We start from the raw sequence: 18,179 nt of genomic DNA, 5'->3' as shown, positions 1-18,179 counted from the left end.
AGAAATATTATTATTCTATTATTAAGAGATTTTCTTTGCGGACAATATGAACGCGGTTTATTTTATTGAGAATTCGTATTATGTCATCAATCTTTTCCGATCGTTTGGCAACAAAATGTATTTTGTAATCTTTTGTTTGAGGAGACAGAAACTCAACAGACATATTGTATGTTCGGCCTAAGTGTAACATAATCTCTTCCAAGGAAACGTTGTCGTAGTAGAAGAAACCGTCGCGCCAATATGTATAAGAATCGGTATCAACCTTAGACACTTTCAAATTCCCATTATCGGTTAAAGCGCTTTGTTCTCCGGGTTTTATAATAATCGTCTTTCGAGTACTGCTTACTTTCACACTTCCTGAAACTAATGTTACATAGGGATAACATCCTTGGTAGGCACATATATTAAATTCGGTGCCAAGGACTGTAGTGGTGATGCCTTGTGCTTTAACTTTGAATGGGCGACTTGCATCGTGTGTCACCTCGAAATAGGCCTCTCCTATAAGTTCCACAGTCCGTTCGCTTCGTGAAAAATCAGTAGGAAATCTGAGGCGACTGTCAGGGTGTAAATACACTTTTGTACCATCAGTGAGCACAATCGTATAAACGTCTCCTTTCGGAACTGTCACGGTGAATACGTCGGCAATGTTGGAAGTGAGCGATGCTACATCTAAAGTTCTGTTATTCGTTTCTTTTCCCACTTTGACAGTCTGTATTGTTTTCCCGCTGATTGTAATGGGTTTGGCTGTTTTATCAGCCAGAAATGTTATTTGTGACTGGCCATAACCAGAAGGAAAGGTTCGGTTTTTGAAATGGAGTGTCAATACTATGATAATGATAGCCGCAGCAGATGCGACAGACAATCCTAATATGACTGCTCTCTTTCTGATGCGTGTATATAGGTGGTGGTTACGAACGAATGCATCATAACGTGCTTGTACGTTTAAAGAAGTTCCGCTTTGGAACATTACTTTTTTAACAGAAAACAGATCTCTGTATATTTCGAGTAATTTAGGATTGGAGTCGATGTGTTCAATCTCTTCATCACTGATCTCGGAAATATTCTCGAACATTTCTATAGCTTTATTCTGAGTTTCCTCATCTGATAATGTATGACAGTCTTTCTTCATTTTCTCAATATATAAATACTACACATTACACTTTATAAGGTTACGGATTTAAGTCTTTTTTTGTATGTTTTCTCTGATGATGGCGATAGCTTTTGTCATATACTTTTTCACAAGACTCAGGCTGATTCCCATTTCTTTTGCAATTTCATAATATTTTTTCCTGTCTATGAAGCAAGCCCGCAGCACATCGCCGATAGGAGGTTGCATCGTTTCTACAACTTCGTTGATGAGCCGTTCTTTTTCCAGTCTTTCATTCAGATCATCACTGTTGGTGTAGGGAGCAGTCATTTTTTTGCAATATTCAATATATTGCCGATGCGTGTTGTTATGTCTAAGGCGATTAATGCTTTTGTTTCTCACGCAGGTATAGAGATATGCCTTAGCCGTCTCTTTCCTGATCGATGCAATGTTGCGCCACACGTCTTCATAAGCTTCGCTTACGATATCGTGGCATTCTTGTTCGTCGTTGATTATCTGTCGGGCAAAGCAATATAACTGCGTATAATATGTTTTGAATATTTGTTCGAAATCAATGTGTCCATCCATACACACTCTACTTTATGAAAGACAAAGATAAATAAAAAAGAAAAAAAGCCTTGTTCGTTTAAGATTTATTATCCATCCTCTTTTATACCTTCTACGAAGCGGCAATATTTATACGCCTGTTCGGGATAAGAAAGTTGTTTTTCTGCCGGCGGAATAAACTTTTCCGTTTTTCGATTCTCAATCTGCGGAAACCTGTCGAGAAATACTTTTTTTCTCTGTTTCCACTTGGAATTGTTCATAAATCTTTGTTTTTCTTCTAATTCCATCGGAAACAGCAAATAAATTTAAATATATTTACACTTTCTAAATGGAAAGAAGAAATTTATTTTTGTTTATTTGCACTTCCCAATGGAAAGAGAGAATATATCTTATTTATTAACGCTTCCTTGTCGTCTTGAGAAGATTTCTTTTTCTTTATTTTCGATGAATTGAGCCGCTTTCTCACAAAAAGCTCTTCTCTTTCCATTTGCAGATAAATGATAGAGTCGCTTTTCGGTTACTTTCTTATCCCGAATTGGCGTATTTATGATGTAGAATAAAGTCGTTATGAAGGTTGGGGAAATGAGGTTGAGTTGTATTCAGAGTTGAGGTTCTTTCTGTTTGTGAGACTGCTTTATTAAAATTTGTTTTAAGGTCTGTATGACTTATGACGAGTTTTTTATTCTCTCCGGAATGACGCGTATGTTATTGTTCGGATATATTTTTTATCGAACAGCAATAATTTTTTTGCATTTTCCGTAACTTTTTTTTTGTTTGTATGTATCAAATATAGGAGGAAGATACCTCTGAATCTGTAATAATAACTCTAAAACCATCGTGCGTTATGAAAGTATTCCGCCTGACTCTCTTTTTGATATTGGGTCTGATCGTATTACCACTAAATGCTGCACAGGACGAGCTACTGACCATTACGTTCCATAACGAGCAGTTGCCATCGGTGTTCAAGCGTCTTGAAAAACTGACCGCCTATAAGTTTCTGTTTGCTTATGATGATGTTGCCGTTTATAAAGTAGACGGTCGTGTACAGAAAGCGTCGTTCAGACAGGTAATGGACTACGTTCTGAAAGAGACACCGTTAACATATGATATTGATGGACAAACGGTGAATGTGATTCGGAAAAAGGAATCACGGAAACAAGGTTCTACAAGGATTATTAAAGGATGTGTACTGTCAAAAGAAGACGGTGAACCTATTATTGGTGCAACGGTCAAAATCATAGGTACCAAGATAGGGGGTGTTACTGATATTGATGGTAATTACCGATTTGATGTGTCACCTGTGGGTCGGCAGTTGCAGGTGTCATATTTGGGTATGAAGACAGAGATCGTGGATGCATCATCCGACGGTAGAATTTTCCTAATATCCACGACCAAGTCGCTTGATAATGTTGTGGTGACGGGTATTTTCCGCAAGAGCCGTGAGAGTTTTACTGGTTCTGTGGCAACGATAAACAATGAACAACTGAAATCGTTCAAAGGGCGTGATATCATTTCTACGTTGAAAAATATCGATCCTACGTTCAACGTTTTGGAGAATAATAATTTCGGCGGAGACCCTAATCATCTGGCTACGGTGCAGATCAGGGGAACATCGAGTTTACCGACCGTGGAAGATTTAAAGAATGAGACTCGTGTAGACTTGAACACACCACTAATTATTTTGGATGGCGTAGAAATATCACTGGCTCGTATGCGAGATTTGAATGACGAAGATATCAATTCTGTAACGATTCTTAAAGACGGTTCGGCTACAGCCATTTATGGCTCGCGTGGTGCTAATGGAGTCGTTGTCATCGAATCTAAGCGTCCGGAAATCGGCAGGCTGCGTTTGTCTTATAGGGGAGGTCTCAATCTCGAAACTCCTGATTTGACAGGCTACAATGTATTGAATGCTCGCGAGAAATTGCAATTGGAACTTGAAGCTGGTTTATACAATAGTGGATTTGCCAACGTGGATATGAGTTTGCGCGAAAGATACAATACAATGCTCGAAGAAGTAGAAAGAGGCGTAGATACTTATTGGTTGTCAAAACCGGTACAGATAGGGGCTGGACACCGACATAATTTTCGGATTGAAGGAGGTAATGCCGACGGTTTCAGATATGCAGTTTCTTTGCAATACAATGATGTGAAGGGAGTGATGAAAGGATCTCAACGTAAGACTTTCAATGGGGCCATTAATCTGGTGTATGAACACAAGAATCTCTTGTTCACCAATAATTTAGAAATAGGAAATACGGTAGCTGACGAGTCGCCTTATGGTTCTTTCAGGAATTATGTCTATTTGAATCCTTATTGGACAGAGCGAGATAAGTTTGGTAAAATGCGCCGGGAGTTTGAGTCTAAAAATGAAAACTTCTTCAATCCTGCTCCTGAGAATCCGATGTATAATGCGACTCTCGATGTAGTAAATAGGCAGAGGAATACGGTCATTTTTAATAATTTCAATCTTGAATGGCGTCCGTGGGAGGATTTTGTCATTCGGTCTCGGTTCGGTATCTCTAAACGATTCAATTCGAGGGATGTTTTCAAACCTGCCGGTCATACAGATTTTAAGGACTATTCAGAGGATAAGATATTCAGGAAAGGACAGTACCGGTATTCTACAGGAAGTGATTTGAGTTATGATTTGGATATTACGTTGAACTATTCACATCGATTCGGAGATAAGCACACATTATTTGCTGGACTCAACTATAATTTGGCACAACAGCAATCGGAATTATACACGTTCGTGATGGAAGGTTTTCCACAATCGAAATTCAAACAGTTGTCAATGGCTCTCCAATATGAAGAGAAAGGGAAGCCTGTCGGTACGGATTTACTCAATCGCCGTATCGGTTTGACAGGCAATGTGAATTATATTTACGATAACCGCTATTTTGCCGACTTGGCCTATCGCTTAGATGGTGCCTCGCAGTTCGGTAAGAACAAACGTTTTGCTCCGTTTTATTCTTTTGGTTTAGGATGGAATATTAATCGTGAGAAATTCCTGCGTAATTTAGTCTGGCTTGATCGTTTGAAAGTACGAGGTTCATATGCTGTGACGGGAGCTGTGAATTTTAATCCTTATCAAGCTTTGTCGACTTATCAATATTATATGGATGACAGATACCGCTATTGGTTCGGTACGCATCTGATGGGTATTGCAAACAAAGATTTGGAATGGCAGCGTACTTACAAGTGGAATTTGGGTTTCGAGGCTGGTATTCTTGACGGTAAGTTCAAGCTTACGGCCGATATTTACCGCAATACGACCGATAATCTTTTGTCGGAAATGAATCTCCCATTGGCAAATGGTTTCCCAAGTTACACGGCTAATGTAGGGAAGGTGCGTAATCAGGGATTCGAACTATCGGCAATGGCTTATCTGTTACGCGGGAAGAATGTCAATTGGACCTTGTCATTCAGTATGATACACGAGACGAACCGTATCCTCCGCATCTCCGATGCGTTGAAAGAAGCCAATAAAGAATTGGAGATGCGAGGCGGATCGAATCCTAATTTCTTATATCGCGAGGGCGAGGCCTTACGCACTATCTATGTCGTTCCGTCATATGGTATCGACCCCAGTACCGGAAAAGAACTCTATCGCGACCGTTTCGGAAATGCCACATATAAATGGAATGCGGCTGATCGTGTGGCGTGTGGCGTGGAAGACCCGAAGTTGCGAGGTAATATCAATACGATGTTCAATTATAAGAGTTTGACGCTCACTCTGTCGTTTGGTTACCGAATGGGAGGCGATATTTATAACTCTACGCTTGTAGATCGTGTGGAAAATGCCGATTTACGTTATAATGTTGATAGGCGTGTTTATGAAGGACGCTGGAAACGCCCCGGCGATCATACTTTCTTTAAGGATATTCGTGATCGAAGCCAGACACAGATGTCATCGAGATTCGTTCAGCGCGAGAATCTGTTAGAGTGCCAGAATATGCAACTCAGATACGATTTCCCTCGGAAATGGATCTCTCGATTGGATATTCGGAATATGTCCGTATCTTTTAGTACGGATAATCTCTTTCGGATATCCTCTGTCAAACAGGAGCGTGGTTTGATGTATCCATTCTCCCATCGTTATTCTTTCTCTCTTTCAGTCGTATTTTAATATTTCAGAATTTATGAAAAAGGCCATTTATAATATTGTTATCTGCGCTTGCACTATTTTGCTGTGCTCTTGTGACAATTGGTTGGATGTGAAACCTTCCAGTAATGAAGAAGAAAGCGAAGTGTATACTACCGAGACAGGATTCGAAAATGCGCTTACCGGTATCTATATTAATATGAAGTCGAAACAGCTCTACGGAGAGCGACTAACAATGGGAATGTTAGAGTATATGGCTCAACATTGGGTTGCTAACAGTACCGAAATTACAGGATTTTACAGCAATTATGACTATGAAAATGCTGCGGTAGAGGTGTCTGTCAAAGAGGTCTATGCTGGATTGTATAATGTGATATTGAATGCCAATAATCTACTCCGTTTCGTGGATAATGGTGTATTGCAGGGTGACAAGCGCAATTTGATTAAAGGTGAGGCGTTGGGTTTACGGGCATTCTGTCACTTTGACCTTCTGCGACTTTTCGGTCCTATTCCCGGTATGCAAGATGGGAAAAAGATGTTGACTTATGCGAGAGTTGTGTCCAAAGAAAATCTCCCTGTCAGTAATTGGGATGAATATATTACATTGTTAAAGCAGGATTTAGACGAAGCTGAAACTCTTCTGAAAGGGATAGATACTAAGAGCCACCACGACAATTTTTTCAACTACCGACAAAATCGGATGAATTATTGGGCAGTGCTTGCACTTAAAGCGCGGTTTTATCTGTGGATACAAGATTATACGAAAGCTAAGCAATATGCTTTACAGGTCATTAATGGACATTGGCGTTCGCTCTGTCAGAAAGATGATATTGTTCAAAGTAAAGATTATATTGCAAGTAAGGAACATCTGTTTTCACTGCACGTCTATAATTTGAAAGAATTGACAGAGCTTTTTATCTATCGTTCTGCCGGTGTTTATATGCCCGAGCGTTATGTTAAGAAAGAGCTGTTTGCCTCGGATGTCACCGATGTAAGGATCAATACGCTGTGGAAGCAAGTGACAGAAACTTCGCGCACCCGGTTTGTTCTGATGAAATACAAACAAGACGATGATATACTGAAATCTTCTGCTGAACAGATTCCGTTGATTCGCTTATACGAGATGTATTTGATAGCTATCGAGTGTAGCGATGCACCTGATGAGTACAAACCTTGGGTAAATGAATTGCTGAAAGCCCGGAATGTGTCGCAACAAGTGAATGTCGAGACACAGGAAGACAAGAAGGCTTTTGTTGCGACCGAATATAATAAAGAGTTTTATGGTGAGGGACAGCAGTTCTTCCAATATAAGCGTCGGGGAGACCGGAATATCTTATGGACGAATAAGGAAGGGACAAAAAGCGTATATGTCTTGCCTATACCCAAAACAGAAATCAAATACTAGTAAACAAAGGAGGTTGAGTATGAAAAGAATAGATTTATCGGCAATACTGTTCTTGCCGTTGTCGATTTTACTAAGCTGTTCGACAGATCTTGGTTCATATAACGGCGACAATATGATTCGTTTTGTAGACAATGCCGACGACGTATATACGTTTGCCTATTATTCGAATGAGAAACGGGCAGATACGCTTAAAATCAAATTGATGACGATCGGTGAGGTCACGAATCATCCACGCACTGTACATTATGAGCAGGTAAAGAAAAAATGGAAATATAAATATGCAGAGGATGATGCCAATAAGATCATCGATTCGTCGTATGTCGATATGGATTATCCCGCAGAGCAGGGAAAACATTTCGAGATTCTTGACGCACACGACGGGACATTGACCGTTCCTGCCAATGCCAATGGTATTACGGTGCGCGTGATTGTCAAGCGAGAAGATACCGATTTACAGAAAAATGCTCGCGAGCTGTACCTGCGTTTGCTGCCTAATGGCGATTTCACGATTCCCTCACCGCGATACGGGTTAAAAAAGATTACGCTGTCTGACAAGTTGGAGAAGCCGCGTTTATGGTCGAACAAGAATTACTTCTGTAATCTTTACCTCGGTGATTGGTCTGAGGTAAAGCATCGCTTTATGATCAATGTGACCGGACGGAAATGGGATGATGAGTTCATTAAGTATTATATCCGCGAATCGAACGACAGACCCCTCCGAGACTATTTCCTGACCAAAATCAAAAAAGCCTTGAATGCCTATAATGCAGATCCCAAGAATAATCCGCCGCTCAAAGATGAGAATGGAAAGAATGTAGTGTTCCCCTAATGATTAAAAACTGTAACGATGAAACGAATAATTTATTTTTTCTTGATACTGCCGCTGTTGGCCGCCTGTTTTGAAGACAAAGGCAGCTACGATTATACCGACCCTCGCCCGATCGAGATCAGTGGAATAGACAGTGTTTATATCTGCAACCTCTCTGAAATGCTCGACATCACGCCCCGCCTTTCAGAGAATATCACCGATGCTGAGTACGATTATATGTGGATGTGTTATGATAAAGATAATCTGCGGAAGAAGATTGATACGCTGTCTACCCAGAAACACTTGTCGTATAAGATGAATCTCCCGCTCTCATCCTATCGATTGATTTTTGCCTGCCGACATAAACAGACGCGAGTAACGAAGTATACTTATAGCAGTCTCGTCGTACAATCGGGCTTTTCACGTGGCTGGTATGTCTTGAAAGAGATCGACGGCTCCACTGATCTCGATCTTTTTATCGGTAGTAAAAAGACGGCGAATGTTTTGGCCAAAGTCACCGGTCAGCCGCTCAGCGGTACGCCGCGATACCTGGGCTTTACCAAATATACCTGGCTGAATCAGGAAACGGGCGAACTGTCCGACCACAATAAGTGCTTTACCGTATTGACGAGTAAGGACCTGTCTGTTATCCGAATCTCAGATATGAAGCGGTTGGCCGGATTCAAGGATCTGTTCTTCGAGACTGCGCCCAACTGCAACCCCAGTTTGTGGTTCTCAGGATCTGAGGAGAACGGCTTCGTTAACGACGGTGCCCTGTATACCTATACCGAGCGTAACGGCGAACTGGGACTCTCTAAGTTTGCCTATCCTAAGGACGGCGGAAATGCTATCAGCAGTGTCTTTACCAAGAATGCCACGATGTCGCCGTTACTCTTCGATTTGAAACTCGGCCGATTCTGTACATCGTTTAAAACGCCCGATAATGTCATTATTCTCAAAGACGAAGAAAACTCTCTCTATAAGAACGATTTCACCGGTTACGAGCCTGTTTATTTCGGATTCTTAGACGAGGGAATGTGGGAAGGCGGAAAGATATATGCTGTGCTTAGAAAACAGGCCGACGGGTCGCACGTCATTGTATATATCGACGGTAAGAGTCTCGTATATTATGAACCGTCATTCCTGACCAATGGCATCACCAAAATCACACGATTAGATGCCGCATTGATGATGAACAAAGCAAACTGTTTTGCTCAGAATCGCAAGTTCGAGATGATGTATTTCGGTGTAAATGATAAGCTCTATTGCTATGACCTGGCTAACGCACTGGAATATGAGGTGAAGCGTGAAGACGGACAGCCGGCCGTTCCTGTCAGCGAGCATATCACGATGATGAAACACGTGGTGTTCGACTATCAGGACTACCAAGACCCCAACGTCAAGGAGAATGTCGATCGCTTAGCCATTGTTACGAACAAGGATAATACTTATAAACTTTATCTGTTTGAGACTGTTGCCAACAAGGTGAAAAACGCGCCCATCGTTTATGAAGGAACGGGCAATCCCAAGCAGATTCTCTATATGAGTCCCTATTTTGGAGATGTTTTCGTTTGCTATTGAAATATCAGCATTTACGGCATCAGAACAGCGGTGTTCATCGCTGTTCCGTAGCGGTAATTGTCGTAACTCCGTTGCTCTGATTGTCGTAACTCCGTTGCGATTTCGGCAGTTGTTCCGAAGAGGTTCTTCGTTTAACTCACATTAAATACGAACATATGAAACAAAACACCATTTTGTTGGTTATTTTATCTTTCTTGGGCGTAACGAATCTTGCTGCCCAATCTTTTGCACAGATTCTGTGCCGGGTGGAAGGCGAGAATCTTCCGCGGCAGGTGAGCCTTGTCACGGCAGATCGTGGACGACCTGCCAATTATGCCGTTACAACAGTTTCGCCCGGTGGAACATTCGGCTTCGTTACCGATCCGTTGTCGCCGCAGTTTTTCTATCTGTACGACGGAAGCCGCTATTTCAGAATCTTCTTGCACGCGGGAAATACCGTAAAGGTTGGCTGGCGTGCCGGCAAATTCTCGTTCTCTGATCCGGGAAATCCCGAGAATGAGGTCTTGCAGCGCTGGAATCGCATCGAGAGTCGTTTACCGCAGGGGAAGACGCAAGATTATGCCGCCTTTTTTGCTGTTTTCGATTCGGTAAAGACGGAGGCAGATCTGTTGATCGGTCAGCTGCAAAAGACGAATAACCCTTTTGCTGCACAGATCAAGAGCATTATCCAAACGGATCTGTTCTATCGCTTCGTTACTTATATCAGCAAAAATCAGCAGGTATATGACTCGGACGAACAAAAGTCGACTTACTTCCAAATGATAATGCCCCGTTTCCCCGAAACAATGGGCCGACTGCTCTTGCAGCCTTATGGTATTGCACTGATGAAAGCCTATTTTGATTATAAGCAGACGTATGTTTACAGACAGCAATCCTTCACGCTTGAGCAGCAATTAGGAGAAATCGATAACAAAGCCCTTCGCGAGGAATACATTCTGAGTCGGGTGCCCAACACCGACTATGCCGACTATCGTAAGTTTGAGGACACGTATCTGCCTCGTCTGTCGGCTGATAATCGCGGCAGATTACGCAACGATGTGCCGCGTCCGTTGTCTGAACTGGTGCCCGGGAGTCCTGCGCCCAATCTGATTTATCCCGATTCTGTCGGCCGGCTGCGCTCGCTGTCTGAGTTTCGCGGCAAGTATGTCTACGTAGACATTTGGGCTACGTGGTGTGCTCCGTGCAAGGCTGAGATTCCGCACCTCAAGCAACTTGAAAAGAGATTCGCCGACGATAATATCGTCTTTGTCAGTATCTCGATTGATAAGAACAACGCGATTTGGAAGCGATTTGTCAAAGACAGACGATTAGGAGGCGTACAATTGTGGGCCGGTGATTGGACCGTGTTGCCCAAAGAGATGGATTTAGGCTCTGTTCCTCGTTTTCTGTTGATAGATCCCGACGGTAACTGGGTGGCCCCCAATGCAGCCCGCCCCTCTGATGCACGATTGGCTGAAATGTTGACGAGCTTATTGAAAAAGAAATGAAACGAGCGTTTTTCCTGCAAATCTTTCTGTTACTCATTTTCGTGAGTAACGGTGCAACAACCGATAAAAATATCGAGTTTCACGAGTTTGAGTATTGGAACAAATTGTTGGGTTACGATTTGTCTTCCGATGGCAACTGGGCCTTTTGGAGATTGCAGTATGGAGATAATGTCGACTCGCTGTTTATTCGGAGTACGAAAGGAACGAAAATTTATAAGTATGCGTCGGCATCGATACCCGAATTCTCCAAAGACGGAAAGTGGATTGCTTTCTCTGTTCCTGTGCCGCAGACATCGGGAGAGAGTACACTTTCTTATCAGATTAAGCTCGTCGAACTTGCTACCGGATGCGAGAAGGTTTTTACGGGGATAGAGCGTTTCTCTTTCTCACCTAACGGCAGATTCATTGTGCTCTCATCGAGTGGGAGCCAGGCATTGAGCATCACGTTGCGTGAGCTTGCTTCCGGACGAAGTAAATCGTTTGTCGGAATCGGCGAATACGCGTTCAGTCCTGATGACAGATACTTAGTTTATGCAATGGATGCACCCGAATCTGATCGCCTGTCGCAGATAGAGATTGCTGACCTGACAGATTTCCGGACAACCTTTCCCGACATTCCGAAAGGTCGATATACGAAGCTCAAATGGACGCCGTATGGTATCCTCTTGATGAAGTCGAAACCGGAGGCAGACGTTGTTATCTGGGAACCTGTCCGAAAACGATTGAAAGTGTTGTCCGAAACGATAAAACAGCTGTTGCCGCCAGAAATGGAGATCAGTCTCGGATATACGCCTGTATGGTCGTCAGATGGGAAAGTTCTGTTCTTTGGTCTTTCCCGTAAGCGGGGAACAATGACCGAAGCTGAAAACAAAGTAGAAATATGGCATTGGAAAGATCAGGAGATAATGTCCCGACAGAAAGATCGATATTACGAGAATATTGCTCAAAGTCGGTTGTGTGCGTGGAGACCTGCCGAAAATGAATGGATGCTGATAGAAGATTCGACGATGACGGGTGTACTCGCAGCGTCTGCTGATGGAACTTACGTTCTCTGTTCCGATGACAGGAAATATCGGCCGCATTTCCGTGAGCCGGTACGCGATGTCTTTCTCAAAAATACTCGTACGGGAGCTATTCGGCAGATATTAGACAGTACCGTATTGTATCCTCGGTTCTCTGTCGGAGGTAAGTATGTTTATTATTTCCGGGACAGTTTGTGGAGGATAACGGATGTTGCCACAGGACAGACGGTAAGCGTTTCCTTAGGAGCAAACAGACCGCTTACCGATAAAACATACGACGGAGCCATTGATGCCGTTCCTTCGTGGGGAAGTTTGGGGATTGTCAATGGCGACAGGGAATTTCTGTTTTATGATGAATACGATATTTGGAGTGTTACGCTTCCTGCGTTGAAATATAAACGACTAACTCATGGTAGGGAGGCCGGAATTCGGTTTAGGAAGATGGGCAAAGAACCATTTGTATGGAATGGCAGTCAGTTATTGATTGGAAAGAGTGACAGTGGAGAAATCGGCATTTACAGATATTCGACTAACGGAAACCATATTCGCCTGCTTTACGGTCGGAATATGTATTCTCGTTTGATTTGGGACGCTAAGAAGAAAAGCTGTCTTTTTGCACAAGAAGACAATACTGCCCCGCCGATTCTTTATTATGCGTCGGACAATTGCAAGGTGAAACGTGTTTTAGCAACGACGTTTAAGAATTGTAATCAACCCAAAATAGAGAAAAGTGTGTTGGTCTCTTATACCGATAACCGTGGGAATAAGTTGCAGGGGGCGCTGTTCTTTCCTGCGAATTATCAGCCCGGGCGCAAATATCCGATGGTGGTGAAACTTTACGAAAAACTGTCGCAACAACTTGACTGTTTTGTCTATCCGTCTTCACGCGATGCCTATAACTCGATGAATTATATATTGCAGGGCTATTTTGTTTTCTTACCGGACGTTACTTATGAGAGAAACCATCCCGGCGAATCGGCTGTCGCTTGTGTGACCAACGCTGTCAGAAGTGTAGAATCCCTCTGTCGGGATATAGACCCTACGCGTATCGGAATCATCGGGCACAGTTGGGGAGCCTATCAAGCCGTTTATTTAGCAGCCCGTACGTCCTTATTTGCTGCTTGCATCGCTGGAGCGCCGCTGACGAATATGATTAGTATGTACAACAGTGTGTATTGGGAAAATGGTAAGTCTAATCAAGAACTTTTTGAGACGGGACAGGCTCGTCTGCGCCAACCGTGGTGGGAAATTCCCGAACATTACCGTCAGAATTCTCCTGTCTTTTTTGCCGACAAAATCAATCGACCGTTGTTGATGTCTTTTGGAATGGAAGATAAGGCCGTGGATTGGCGTCAAGGACTCGAATTATACCTCACGATGCGAAGGCTCCGCAAGCCTTGTATTCTGCTGGCCTATCCTAATGAGGGACATACTATCGGAGAGATTGATAATGAAAAGGATCAGACAAGGAGATTTATACAGTTTTTCTCAACTTATCTGAAAGGAGAAACGGCACCTTCGTGGATCGAGAATGGATGCCCGTATATGGAGAAACGGGTTGTATCGCTGAAAGAAACGGAAAAGAGTCTATCAGGCGGCAAATAATATTTTAATGTTTAACTTTTTCTTCTCTTTGTTAGCTGTTGAAGAATAAAATACGTTGAAATCTGAAAGAAAAAGAGCAAAATAAACAGCAAAATCGTTAATCTTGTATGCTGTTCGTTTTGCTCTGTTGTTTTTATGGCTCTGTTTGTGTTAAATAAGAAGTCGTATAGAGCTGCCCGGCAAGTCGTATAGTGCTGCCCCACTACTATGGGACTTCTTATCAATAGATATGGGGAGGGGCTGTGTTCAGATTCACGCAATATGTTTTAAGGTTTAGTTATCAGTAAATCATCGATTTACGAAGATGCTTCAAAATGCTTGTTGCCAATAATATTATGAAGCAGAATTATTCGTTGTTAAAAATATCTGAAAATTTACCTATTTTTGAGTATTGCTCATTTTGTTGAGAATTTAGACCTTTGCACCGAAAAAAGTTTACAGATTTAATTTACTTGTGACCTTTTTATAGAGTTAGGAGTGAATGTTTTTATAATTATAATAATATGGATTTATGTTTATAATGAGTTTGCAATCGGAAGGTGTCTTATGGAATAGACACTTACGACTGAAAGAGTATTTACTGATCTTGTTATTGATGTTTATTCACATCTTTCCGATGTCGGCAACAATTAGCAATGATCATCTTACGATAAATAAAGATGATGGAATGCAAGTCACCTTTCTTGTTCTCAGTGAACGTTCGCAAGAGCCTATTGTCGGGGCGATTGTTCGCTGTGATGGTGCTGTCAATCCGGCTGTTACGGATACTGACGGCAAATGCGTCATTCGATTTAAAAGTGTGGTGAACAGGGTTAAGGTGGATGTTTCTTATATCGGGTATAAAAAGATGTCAAGAAGTTTGCCGATAATCTCGGGTAAGATAGTGACTTTACAGATGCGCGATGATACCAAAACGTTAGGGGATGTTGTTGTGACGGCACAGAAACATCACACAACGGTATTACAACAGTCTGCAATGATCAGTTCCGACGTACTTGAGAAAGGTGGCGCTACATCGCTCGCCAAAATGTTGGAGACGGTACCGGGGGTCAGCTCCATCAGTACGGGTAACACGATTGCAAAACCCGTTATACAGGGTATGCACAGCAGCAGAATTTTGTTGATGAATAATGGTGTGCGTTTAGAAAGTCAGAGCTGGGGGGCCGACCACGCACCTGAGTTGGATTATACTGGGTCGAGTATGGTGGAAGTCGTGAAAGGTGCTGAGTGCATCCGTTACGGTTTCGGTGCAATGGGAGGTGTCGTTTTGCTGAATGACGCTCCGTTGCCTTACGGACCCAAGAAAGTGAAAGTAAACGGCAGTGTGAATATGGGCTATGATACTAATGCACGCGGCGGAAGCGGTAGCGGTAGTATTGAAGCAGGATATAAGCAGTTCGGGCTACGGCTGCACGGTATGTACACCAAAGGTGGCGATTATCGTACAGCCGAATATTTGCTCAATAATACAGGTTATAACACGATTAGTCTGTCTGCAATGGGAGGTTGGCAGGGTAAGAAGATTACGGCTACACTCTTTACCAGTTTGTATTACCAGCGTAGCGGTATCTATTATGCCAGCAAGATTTCCGATTTAGACCAGTTGATTAAACGTTTTGAGTATGGTCGGCCAGATCCTGATACGTTCTTCCCTTTTTCGTATACGATCAAACCACCGTTTCAGCAGTCACAACACGTAACGCTGAAAGGTGAGGTAAAATGGGATATCAACGAGAATCATAAGCTCGATATAACGGTATCGTTTCAGGAGAACCTGCGACAGGAATTTGAGAATCGTAAGAAGACGCAGTGGAGTTGGATACCCGTGCAGGACTTAATATTGAAAACATATAAGTTCGATGCGTTGTGGCACGCCAAATGGAAATTATGGAATATGTCTACGGATGCCGGCATATCCAACACTTATCAAACCAACTATAACTATCCTGGAACGAAACAGCCAGCTTTCGTGCCCAACTTTGCGGCGCTGTCTATGGGCGGTTACTTCCTGCATAAGGCACAGTTCGGCAAGCTGCAATGCGCACTGGGAATGCGCTACGATTTCCGAGTGATGTCGGTCAATGGTTATACCAGTTTGAGCAATTATACCTATTACGACGACTTCAAGCTGTATAGCAATTTCACTTCCAGTTTTGCCGCGCACTATCAGTTTAACGATAACTGGGATATGCGTGCCAATATCGGATGGTCGTGGCGTCCGCCCGATATTAACGAGCTGTATGCCATTGGTTTGCAAGACGGCTCTTATTGGGTGGTAGGCAACAGACATCTGGCAAGCGAACGAGGCTATAAGTCGGTGATTGGTGCCAGATACCGCAACACATGGCTGTCCATAGAGCCGAGTGCATTCTTCCAACGTATCAACAGCTATATTTACGACCATATTGGTACGGGTAAGGACAGGTTCCATAATCATCCCAGTGGCAAGTATCCTAAGTTTATCTACGATCAGGATGACGTGAAGCTCTATGGTGGCGATATCGAAGCTACGGTTACGCCCATCAAAGGACTTACCTTTGTGGGTAAGGGCGAATGGATGTTTGCTCGCAATATCACGCGCAACGACTGGCTGCCCTTTATGCCCTCAGACAGGTATGGACTGTCGGGTACTTACAACCTGTCGTTCAAGCAGGACAAGAAATACGCTGCTTCGGTTTCACTATCGAGCATTTATGTCACCAAGCAGACACGTTTCGATCCGGATAAAGATCTCGTGCCCGACTCTCCCGATCCTTATTTCCTGCTCAATGGTACGGCAGAATTCAGCATCAAGTTGCCGCAGCATAGAGAGGTGAAGTTTATGATAGTCGGTGAGAATATTCTTAACGCTTTATATAAAGAGTATACCGACCGTTTCAGGTACTATGCCCACGAACGAGGTGCGAACTACTCTGTCAGAACATTATTTAAATTCTAAACACACAGAAAAATGAAATCGATATATACCAAATTTATAGGACTCATTTCCTGTGCAGCGATGTTGTTTTCAAACTGTACGAATGATCAGGTAGACGACTTTTTCAAAAAGTTCATTAAGGCTCCGGCTTCTTCTATTGAGCGTGACGTGAAAGGGCACGATCAGATTTATGCCGTTCATGCCATTTTGAGGATGGGATATAAGGGCGGACTTATTGGTGTAGGTCCTAACGGAACGGATTCGGTTCTGGCCTACAACACCTACCACGTAATAGGCGACACCACTTCCATCCCCATTATGCAGGAAATAGACATAGCCAAAGACGATGACGGACAAATGACGGTAACAACGGAGCGCGATCATTTCGATGTGGTGGCATCTGATGACATCTATTACGGCTTAGAATTGAAGTATTATGATCAGAACGGAATGCTTATCAACCATCAGTTCTCGGGCTATCCTTTTATGAAAGACAAAGATGGGGTAAACGTTCCTGATGAGAACAACTCTACGCTTTTGGTGCACCAGCATTTCTTCGGCATCGGCAACTCATCGCTTAATAAAGAAGCAAAAGATACGGGTAGTGGGCAGAAGAGTATGCAGTTGGCTTATCCGCGCTCATTGGATGAGAGGCCTACTTATTATGATAGGTACACGTTCAGGGAGAAAGGTGGAAACCCTGAACCGGCAACGAAATTCTCGGCATCCAATATCTTTGCTCCCGAAGGCTTTACCTTGGGGCAGAACAAGGTGGTTTACGATACGGAACTGGCCTGGAAGTCTATCGAGCTCTCGGGAAAGCCCGAGGCTCTGCTGCCTTATACAGCCAAAGACGGTAAAACTTATCGCCTTTATAGAACAATCGACTTAATGAAATTGAACAAGATAACACCCGAGATATTCACCTACGAGTATCGCGATACTGATCCCGTGGAAGAAGAGTTGGGCAAGTTGTTCGTAGACTCTTATAATGACGACTTTATCGACCCTGATACCGATGCACCACGCCAACGCTATGGCGAGACCGTAGGCTTCTTACGGCAGAATCGAAGTCTTGATAAAGGAACGGAAAGAGATCGTCTTGGTTTTAAGGGACTGTTGCAGTTTCATAAGGCCGACTTGGCTTTCCAATTGCAAGTGAAGATCTGCCATATCCTCAATAAAGGTCAGCAACACGTAGGCGAACCCGAGAAACCGGCTAAATATTGCAATACTAATAACAGCGAAAACGGTTATCTGTGGGATTTCAACCAGATACAACCCGGTTGGGACAGTTTTGACATCGATTATCCTATACCTGTTCGGGTGATAGCCAATGCCAAAGATGGAGCGGAGAAGTGTTACCGAGATGTAAAGCGCTTTTATCCCAATGTGAATAAAGACCAACTATGGCAGATGTTATCTGCCCCTGGCAGCTTCTTCCGGCAGTATAGAAGGAATATCGTATTGATGTAGCGCACATTCTCCCCTTAGGGATGACAATGGTCTACCCTTAGGGTAAACGACTGCCATCCCCAGGGGTAAACGATGGTCTACCCTTAGGGGTAATAACAGCCTTCCCTTAGGGATGG

General features: G+C 43.1%; 11 protein-coding genes. 8 read left to right on the top strand and 3 right to left on the bottom strand.

What is annotated here, in order from left to right; genetic code table 11:
- Positions 1–10: 10 nt before the first annotated feature.
- The 3 genes from RWY97_RS00290 to RWY97_RS00280 form a co-directional block, all read right to left on the bottom strand.
- Positions 11–1,129 (bottom strand): FecR family protein, encoded by a 1,119-nt coding sequence (locus RWY97_RS00290; RefSeq protein ID WP_021583298.1) that lies wholly within the window; start codon positions 1,127–1,129, stop codon positions 11–13.
- Between the two features lie 48 nt (positions 1,130–1,177).
- A complete protein-coding gene (locus RWY97_RS00285; RefSeq protein ID WP_021583176.1) occupies positions 1,178–1,675 on the bottom strand; it encodes a sigma-70 family RNA polymerase sigma factor in 498 nt (165 codons plus the stop codon).
- A 68-nt stretch (positions 1,676–1,743) separates the two neighbouring features.
- On the bottom strand, positions 1,744–1,914 hold the full coding sequence (locus RWY97_RS00280; RefSeq protein WP_315564927.1) for a hypothetical protein: 171 nt from the start codon (positions 1,912–1,914) through the stop codon (positions 1,744–1,746).
- A 584-nt stretch (positions 1,915–2,498) separates the two neighbouring features.
- On the opposite strand from RWY97_RS00280, the gene RWY97_RS00275 reads away from it, so the two are divergent.
- The 8 genes from RWY97_RS00275 (at position 2,499) to RWY97_RS00240 (ending at position 18,063) form a co-directional block, all read left to right on the top strand.
- Positions 2,499–5,786 carry a SusC/RagA family TonB-linked outer membrane protein gene (locus RWY97_RS00275; protein ID WP_273175380.1) on the top strand — a complete coding sequence of 1,096 codons (3,288 nt, stop codon included), beginning with the start codon at positions 2,499–2,501 and terminating at the stop codon, positions 5,784–5,786.
- Positions 5,787–5,799: 13 nt separating this feature from the next.
- Positions 5,800–7,167 carry a RagB/SusD family nutrient uptake outer membrane protein gene (locus tag RWY97_RS00270; RefSeq protein WP_315564926.1) on the top strand — a complete coding sequence of 456 codons (1,368 nt, stop codon included), beginning with the start codon at positions 5,800–5,802 and terminating at the stop codon, positions 7,165–7,167.
- Between the two features lie 19 nt (positions 7,168–7,186).
- Complete coding sequence (locus RWY97_RS00265) at positions 7,187–7,996, top strand: DUF4843 domain-containing protein (protein WP_315564925.1); 810 nt, start codon at positions 7,187–7,189, stop codon at positions 7,994–7,996.
- A gap of 18 nt (positions 7,997–8,014) precedes the next feature.
- Positions 8,015–9,556 (top strand): PKD-like family lipoprotein, encoded by a 1,542-nt coding sequence (locus RWY97_RS00260; protein ID WP_315564924.1) that lies wholly within the window; start codon positions 8,015–8,017, stop codon positions 9,554–9,556.
- A 155-nt stretch (positions 9,557–9,711) separates the two neighbouring features.
- The gene (locus RWY97_RS00255; protein WP_315564923.1) at positions 9,712–11,043 is read left to right on the top strand and encodes a TlpA family protein disulfide reductase; all 1,332 of its coding nucleotides are present in this window, start codon (positions 9,712–9,714) and stop codon (positions 11,041–11,043) included.
- Positions 11,040–13,670 (top strand): S9 family peptidase, encoded by a 2,631-nt coding sequence (locus tag RWY97_RS00250; RefSeq protein WP_315564922.1) that lies wholly within the window; start codon positions 11,040–11,042, stop codon positions 13,668–13,670. The genes RWY97_RS00255 and RWY97_RS00250 overlap by 4 nt, the downstream gene beginning before the upstream one ends.
- Positions 13,671–14,286: 616 nt before the next feature.
- A complete protein-coding gene (locus RWY97_RS00245; protein ID WP_242400665.1) occupies positions 14,287–16,608 on the top strand; it encodes a TonB-dependent receptor in 2,322 nt (773 codons plus the stop codon).
- 12 nt (positions 16,609–16,620) lie between these two features.
- Positions 16,621–18,063 (top strand): hypothetical protein, encoded by a 1,443-nt coding sequence (locus RWY97_RS00240; protein ID WP_315564921.1) that lies wholly within the window; start codon positions 16,621–16,623, stop codon positions 18,061–18,063.
- Positions 18,064–18,179 lie beyond the last annotated feature (116 nt).

The sequence above is a fragment of the Hoylesella pleuritidis genome, from assembly GCF_963541955.1.
In the GTDB taxonomy this organism is placed as follows: Bacteria; Bacteroidota; Bacteroidia; order Bacteroidales; family Bacteroidaceae; genus Prevotella; species Prevotella pleuritidis.
The sequence above is the reverse complement of the archived record's forward strand: the minus strand, read 5'-3'. Positions and strand labels throughout refer to the sequence as shown.